This window comes from Limnobacter sp. UBA3528 (assembly GCF_002377005.1).
GTDB lineage: Bacteria > Pseudomonadota > Gammaproteobacteria > Burkholderiales > Burkholderiaceae_B > Limnobacter.
In genome coordinates this window covers 1-7,051 of the sequence record NZ_DFOZ01000043.1, presented here as the reverse complement: position 1 = coordinate 7,051, position 7,051 = coordinate 1, and the positions used below count along the sequence as shown (strand labels likewise).

General features: G+C 52.8%; 5 protein-coding genes. 3 read left to right on the top strand and 2 right to left on the bottom strand.

All coding sequences use genetic code 11. The features are described from left to right. Positions 1-177 precede the first annotated feature (177 nt). Positions 178-2,082: a SurA N-terminal domain-containing protein gene (locus tag B4N58_RS12375; protein WP_291749851.1), complete on the top strand. Its 1,905-nt coding sequence runs from the start codon at positions 178-180 to the stop codon at positions 2,080-2,082. Positions 2,083-2,153: 71 nt separating this feature from the next. Here the strand turns inward: B4N58_RS12375 and B4N58_RS12370 are convergent, their stop codons facing one another. After that, positions 2,154-2,807: an arylesterase gene (locus tag B4N58_RS12370; RefSeq protein ID WP_008252960.1), complete on the bottom strand. Its 654-nt coding sequence runs from the start codon at positions 2,805-2,807 to the stop codon at positions 2,154-2,156. On the opposite strand from B4N58_RS12370, the gene B4N58_RS12365 reads away from it, so the two are divergent. Next, positions 2,806-3,486, top strand: coding sequence for an ABC transporter ATP-binding protein (locus B4N58_RS12365; RefSeq protein WP_040513714.1), 681 nt, complete (start codon positions 2,806-2,808; stop codon positions 3,484-3,486). The two genes, B4N58_RS12370 and B4N58_RS12365, sit on opposite strands and share 2 nt — an antisense overlap. Here B4N58_RS12365 and B4N58_RS12360 read toward each other — a convergent pair. Then, positions 3,436-5,112, bottom strand: a complete 1,677-nt coding sequence (locus tag B4N58_RS12360; protein WP_291749847.1) for an NAD(P)H-hydrate dehydratase — start codon at positions 5,110-5,112, stop codon at positions 3,436-3,438. The two genes, B4N58_RS12365 and B4N58_RS12360, sit on opposite strands and share 51 nt — an antisense overlap. Before the next feature lie 104 nt (positions 5,113-5,216). Here B4N58_RS12360 and purL point away from each other — a divergent pair. Then, the coding region (purL, locus tag B4N58_RS12355; RefSeq protein WP_291749846.1) for a phosphoribosylformylglycinamidine synthase at positions 5,217-7,051 on the top strand (1,835 nt) is incomplete at its 3' end.

Below are 7,051 nucleotides of genomic sequence, written 5' to 3'. Positions count from 1 at the left end.
GGTCGCGGGTTCGAGCCCCGTCCACTCCGCCAAACAAAAAAGGGAATCTTCGGATTCCCTTTTTTCATTTCCGCCCACATTCATTTCCAACCCCAGCCGCGCCCCACACGGTTTTCCGGTGTGTACCTTCAGGTATAGTATTCGCTTGTTGTTCAACACTAAACCCACCTACAAAACATGTTTGAATTCATCCGAAACAATCAGAAGATCATGCAGTTTGTGCTGCTGCTGTTTATTGCACCCGCATTTGCCTTGTTTGGTCTTGAGGGATACAACACCGTCAGCGCGGACGCCAATGCCTTGGCGATTGTGGGCGACTATCCAATTAGTCAGGAAGAATTCGATCAGGTCAAACGTGAGCGCATTGAGGAGGCTCGTGCACAGTCTGGCGAGAACTTTGATCCCAAGGTGTTTGAGTCACCTGAAATCAATCGTCAATTGCTGGATACATTGGTGCTTCAATATTTGCTTCAACAGTCTGTGCAGAAGCAGTATTTGACTGCGTCAGACAAAGCACTGGCCGAAGACATTGCACGCACTCCATTGTTTCAGGTGGATGGCAAATTTGATCTTGAAACATACAAGCGCGAATTGGCTGCGCGTGGGTTGACGCCCACGCAACATGAGGCGAATGTGCGTTTTGGTTTGGCTAGAAATCAGGTGCTCGATCCCGTGTTGCGCGCTTCTTTCTTCCCCGAAACATTGAAAACCCAATTGGATGATGTGCAGCTGGCTGGCCGCGTTGTGCGAGTCAAAAATATTGATTTGGCCCCATACCTTGCAAACGTCAGCATTACCGATGAGCAAGTGGCCGCATTTTACGAAACCAACAAAGCGCAGTTCATGGCGCCTCAAAAGGCCGATGTTGAATATGTAGTGCTTTCGCCCGATACCATCAAATCAAAAATTGAAGTCAGTGATGCTGATATTGCCGCTTACTACGAGCAAAACAAGGCTCGTTTTTCTACACCCGAAGAACGTCGTGCCCGCCATATTTTGTTGGATGCCGAGAAAGAGGGTGCCTCTGCAGACGATCTGAAGGCCGCGGCTGAAAAGGTGTTGGCCGAATTGAAAGCAAACCCATCGAAGTTCGCTGAACTCGCCAAGCAGTATTCAATCGACCCCGGCTCTGCAAACCAGGGCGGAGATCTCGGATTTTTTGGCAAAGGTGCAATGGTTCCCGAGTTTGAGCAAGCTGTGTTCTCTCAGAAAAAAGGTGAGTTAAGTGGTTTGGTGAAAAGCCAGTTCGGTTATCACATTGTTGAAGTCACTGAAATTCGTGGCGGTGAAGTTCAAGCGCTTGAGGATGTGAAAACCCAAATTGCAGATGAAATCAAAAATCAGAAAATGACCGCACAGTTCGCTGACGCACAAGGCCGTTTTACGGAGTTGGTGTACGAAGGCGGGCAGTCGTTTGAAAACGTGGTCAAGGCACTTGGTGTGCAGGCACAAACCTTCAATGGTTTGACCCAAGGTGCTGCCAACGCGCCAGAGGTATTGAAAGATGCGAAAGTGATCGCAGAAATTTTTTCATCAGACTCGATTGAAAATAAAAACAACACCAAGGCTGTGCAAGTGGGTGAAACCATGGTGTCAGCTCGCATTGTGAATTACACCGCGGCAGCGGCACGTCCATTGGAGGAAATGAAACCAGTGATTCAGGCTCGCTTGAAGCAGGAAGAAGCTGCAAAAGCTGCATTGAAAGACGCCGATGCACTTGCCGCCAAGCTGGACAGCGAAAAGCCACAGGCTGGTTCTGATTTGTTGACAGGTTTTGCGGATTCAAAAACCGTGTCGGCTTTGAGTGCTGAAGGTTTGCCTGGCTTGGTGGCTCAGTCTGTGTTGAACACAGGCGTATCTGAATTGCCCAAAGCCAAGGTGATTGGACTGGGCAACAATGGCTATGCCGTGGCTTGGGTTGAAAGCAGTGCACCGTCTTCGGAAGTCAAAGCGAAGGCCGACCCGCAGGTGGTTCAGTACTACGAGAACATTGCAGGGCAGGTGTATCAAGAAGCCTTGTTGCTGGCCGCACGCGATGCAATGAAAAAGCGTGTTGAGGTCGAGATCAAGAAGACGTTCTGACCAAGCGAATGAGTGATTGCGGTTCGCAGCGCGTCACTCATTCTGGCTTGGGTTATGCGAAAAGTATGCATTCACTTCAATGTCGCAGAAAACGTCGGCCAAATGTTTTCCAGAATCTTCGGCTGTGCACCTGCGTTAGGATGAATTCCATCCGCTTGAAAGGCCGTCGGATCTAGTGCAAAACCTTCCAGCATGAACGGCACCAGTGGCACTTTCTGTTTGCGTGCCACGTCGGGGAATGTATCGCCAAACCGACGGGCGTAGGCGGGGCCGTAATTGGAGGGAATCTGCATGCCAATCAACACGGCCTGAGCCCCACTGCGACGTGCAGCCACCAGCATATTGGTCAAGTTGTCTTTCATCGTGTCGAGCGACAATCCTCGTAATCCATCATTTGCACCAAGTTCCAGAATCATGTGCGTGGGTTGATGTTGCTTCAGCAGTGCTGGCAAACGTGTTTTTCCGCCCGCTGTGGTTTCACCCGATACCGATGCGTTCACCACATTGCAGTGCGGGAACTTTTCAGCCAAACGACTCTCCATCAAAGCAACCCAGCCTTGTTCTTTGGGCAAACCGTAAGCAGCCGAAAGGCTGTCGCCCATCACCAGAATTTTGCATTGCTGGCCAGCACTTGCCGCAAAGCTGGATACACTGGTCGACAAGCCAAAAGCGATCAGGCCAAATGCGAAGGCGTTTTTAATTTTTTTTGCAGTAAAGGCAAACATGAGTCGTGCAATCCTCGAAGTCGAAGGTTTAAATCAATTGGTTCAGGACGGGCAAAGTAGTTTGTCCATCCTTGAAAACATTTCGTTCACTATAAATCAAGGTGAAGCAGTTGCCATTGTGGGAGCCTCAGGTTCAGGCAAGTCCACATTGTTGGGCATGCTTGCTGGGTTGGACATTCCATCTAGCGGTGCAGTTCGCTTTTTGGGGGAAGACTTAACTCAACTTAACGAAGATCGCCGTGCCAGCTTGCGAGCCGAGCATGTGGGTTTTGTATTTCAGTCATTTCAGTTGCTCGACCACCTGAGTGCGCTTGAGAATGTGATGCTGGCCACTGAGTTGACGCCGATGCAGAATCGCGAGAAGGCCTGCAAGGAAATGTTGGAACGGGTGGGTTTGGGAGATCGCCTGAACCACACGCCCAAAACCCTTTCGGGTGGTGAACAGCAACGCGTGGCCCTGGCCAGGGCGTTTGTGCGTAAACCCACGATTGTGTTTGCCGATGAGCCCACGGGCAGCCTGGATTTTGCAACTGGGCAGCGAATCATCGATTTGATGTTTGACCTTCAAAAAGAGCTGGGTACCACTTTAATTCTGGTGACTCACGACGACAAGTTGGCGGCGCGCTGTTCACGACAATTGACCATTGCGGCGGGCGCTTTGGCTCAAGAGGTGGTTTAAACAGGTTTTCATGCGCTGGGCTATTTCGCTGGCATGTGAAATGTGCAGGCCTTCTCTTTCGCGTCCGATAGGTTCTACCGACAATCCATGCAGGTAAACCGAAAAGGATGCTGCCCTGAATTCTTCAAGCCCTTGGCCCAGCATGGCCGCTATCGCACCGGCAAGTACATCGCCACTGCCCGCGGTGGCCAGTGCAGGGCCACCCGTGGTGTTGATTTCAATTTGGTTTGGATCGCAGATCAGGCTGCCTGTTCCTTTCAAGACCACAGTGCAATCAAACTGGGTGGCCAGCGATTTCACCGCCTTGATGCGATCGGTCTGAATCATGTCAATGGTGCTTTGTAGCAAGCGTGCTGCCTCCAGGGGGTGTGGTGTCAGAACCATGCTTTTTGAGCGGTGTTTGCGCCGGTAGTGCTCAAAACGCGCTCGCAACGCCGAATTTTTGGCAAGAAGGTTCAGTGCGTCGGCGTCCCAAACCATGTTCAAACCCTTGTCGTGCTCAAGCAGTGCGTAGACCATGTTTAAAGCTTCATCACTTTGCCCCAGGCCTGGGCCAACCACGACCGTGTCGGCAAACTCCAGGTTGCTCTCAAGGCCCTTGTTCATGATTTCCGGAAATATCAGGTCTAGAAAAGGCAATTGTCCTTGGCGCTGAACATCGGGTAAATGCAGGTCCGTTTCATGCAGCAACGTCAGGGCTACCCGTCCACAACCCAGCATCAGCGCGGTTCTGGCGCTTAATATACAAGCCCCCACCATGCCCTGTTGACCCCCCAGCACTGCGATGCTTCCAAAGCTGCCTTTGTGATGCTCATGACCCCGCATAGGCGAGCGTTGCAATTGATCAAGCCGGGAAACAGCGTGAACAAATGGGCCCCAGTCGTTGGTGTGCTTGTTTGTTTCAAGCAGGGCATCGCAATTCAGCGAGTCTATCCACAGTTCTCCGCACAAACCCTTGCCGCGCTCGCTTAACAGGCCTTGTTTGCAGGCCAGGTAACTGAAGGTGGTGTGGGCGTGAATGGCTGCGCCAGCGGCATGGCCCGTGTTGCAGTTCAACCCGCTGGGGCAGTCCAGCGCATACACTCTGGCTTTGTGACGATGCGCGTTGACATGTTGAATCAATCGTTCAATCAGGCCTTGCGGTGGCCTGTCGCAGGCAATGCCCAGTAAGCCGTCGACTATGACTGTACCCAAAGCAATCTCAGGCAATGGCATGTCGGGCTCAAGCTCGATGGGTTGAATGCCGTGTGCCAAGGCCCACAGCACCGCTTGCATGCGGTCTTTCGATCCTTGTTTCCCCTCGGTAACTTGCAACAAGTCAACTTGTAAACCTTTGCGTTTTAATTCTCCTGCCACAATGCAGGCGTCCCCCCCGTTGTTGCCTGGCCCTGCCAGGACCACGCAGCGAGTTGAATGTGTCTCGCTGTGAATAATTTGATCCACAATTTTCAGGGCTGAGCGTACCCCGGCGGCTTGCATCAGAAGAAAAGAATCAATGTGTGCAAAAGCCGTCTGCTCCAGTGCCCGAATTTGCGTCACCGACAGCACTGGCATTGATTTTTGGTCCACCTGTTGCCAGTTGGCATGGCCAAGGTTCTCAGGGTGTAGGTCAATCAGTTCGGGCATGCGTATTCCATGGAAATTCAGGGTGGTTTATCCGGGCTTTGCGCTCAGTTTTGGGGCTGTAGCACTTATAATTCAAGATTACCTCAACCACCCCCACTGCTGTCATGTCTCTTGCCCTGTCTTCGGCTGATCAATTCAATGTTTCCACCTTCCATGGCGCTTCTGCCTTGTCTGCTTTTCGCGCAGAGGGTTTGCTGAAACGCCTGCAAGCCATTGATTCGAATGTGTCGGCGGTGCGAGCGCATTTCGTTCACTTTGTGGCGACCCGGGGTGCACTGGAAGGGCAACAGCGCAAAGTGATGGAAGGCCTGCTCGACTACTGCCACGCTGCGCCAGCCTTGGACCGTGTTGACCTGGCGTACGTGGTGGTTCCCCGCCTGGGTACGGTCAGCCCGTGGGCTTCCAAGGCGACTGACATTGCCCACAATGCGGGTTTGGCGCAGGTGGTGCGCATGGAGCGTGGCATTGAATTTCAGCTGACTTTCAAAAAAGGTTTGCTGGGTGGCAGCAAGCTGCCTGAAGGTGCTGCGTTGCAAGCCTTGAAAGCTGCGCTGTACGACCGCATGACAGAAACCGTGCTGCCCGATGGGTTTGACGTGAAAGGCTTGTTCCTGCCCCTGCAGGGCAAAAGCCTGCAAATTGTTGAATTGAGTGAAGGCCGCAATTCACTGGTGAAAGCGAACAGTGAACTGGGCTTGGCCTTGAGCGAAGATGAAATCGATTACCTGCTCGAGGCTTACACGGCCATGGGACGTTCGCCCACTGACGTGGAGTTGATGATGTTTGCGCAGGCCAACAGCGAACACTGCCGCCACAAAATTTTCAATGCCACCTGGACTATCGACGGGCAAGCGCAAAGTGAAACCCTGTTCGGCATGATCCGCAACACCCACAAAACCACCCCGCAGGGCACGGTGGTGGCGTATTCCGACAATGCCGCCGTCATTGCAGGTGGCAAGGCTGAGCGCTTTTTTGCTGATGCCGATGGCGTGTATCGCCCGCACGCGGAAACCACGCATTTTGTGATCAAGGTGGAAACCCACAATCACCCCACGGCAATTTCGCCGTATGCAGGCGCTGCCACGGGTTCAGGCGGTGAAATTCGAGATGAAGGCGCGACTGGGCGTGGTGCCAAGCCCAAGGCCGGCTTGTGTGGCTTTACCACTTCGCATTTGCGTTTTGAGGGTGGCAGCGAAAGCTGGGAAAGTGGGCAAGACGCTTTGGTGCCCTTGGAACAGCGCAACAATCAGCACAGTGCGCAGCCACAGCCTGTTGGCATTCCAACACGCATAGCGACCCCTGAACAAATCATGATCGATGGCCCCATTGGTGCGGCTGCATTCAACAATGAATTTGGTCGCCCGAACTTGGGAGGCTATTTCCGCACTTTCGAGCAACGTGTGGGTGATCGGGTTTATGGGTATCACAAGCCCATCATGATCGCCGGTGGCTTGGGCAATATTCGTGAAGTACACACCCACAAATGTGACTTGCCCGCGGGCAGTTTGTTAATTCAACTGGGCGGCCCTGGTATGCGCATCGGCATGGGTGGGGGAGCTGCTTCATCGATGAATGCGGGCACCAACACCGAGTCGCTCGACTTTGATTCCGTGCAACGTGCCAACCCTGAAATGGAACGCCGTGCGCAGGAAGTGCTGGACCGCTGCTGGACCATGGGTGAAGCCAACCCGATTTTGAGCATTCACGACGTGGGTGCGGGTGGTATTTCCAACGCATTCCCCGAGTTGGCAGACGCATCGAACAAAGGTGCGGAATTTGATTTGCGCAAAGTGAATCTGGATGAAAGTGGCTTGAGCCCCGCTGAAATTTGGTGCAATGAATCGCAAGAGCGCTATGTGATGGGCATTGCACCCGAGTCGCTAGAATTGTTCACGCAACTGTGTGAACGCGAGCGTTGCCCCTTCTGTGTGGTGGGTGT

Excerpts from the sequence above, each read along its gene's own strand:
- B4N58_RS12375 (WP_291749851.1), top strand. The coding sequence starts at position 178 with ATGTTTGAATTCATCCGAAACAATCAGAAGATCATGCAGTTTGTGCTG.
- B4N58_RS12365 (WP_040513714.1), top strand. The coding sequence starts at position 2,806 with ATGAGTCGTGCAATCCTCGAAGTCGAAGGTTTAAATCAATTGGTTCAG.
- B4N58_RS12370 (WP_008252960.1), bottom strand. The coding sequence starts at position 2,807 with ATGTTTGCCTTTACTGCAAAAAAAATTAAAAACGCCTTCGCATTTGGC.
- B4N58_RS12360 (WP_291749847.1), bottom strand. The coding sequence starts at position 5,112 with ATGCCCGAACTGATTGACCTACACCCTGAGAACCTTGGCCATGCCAAC.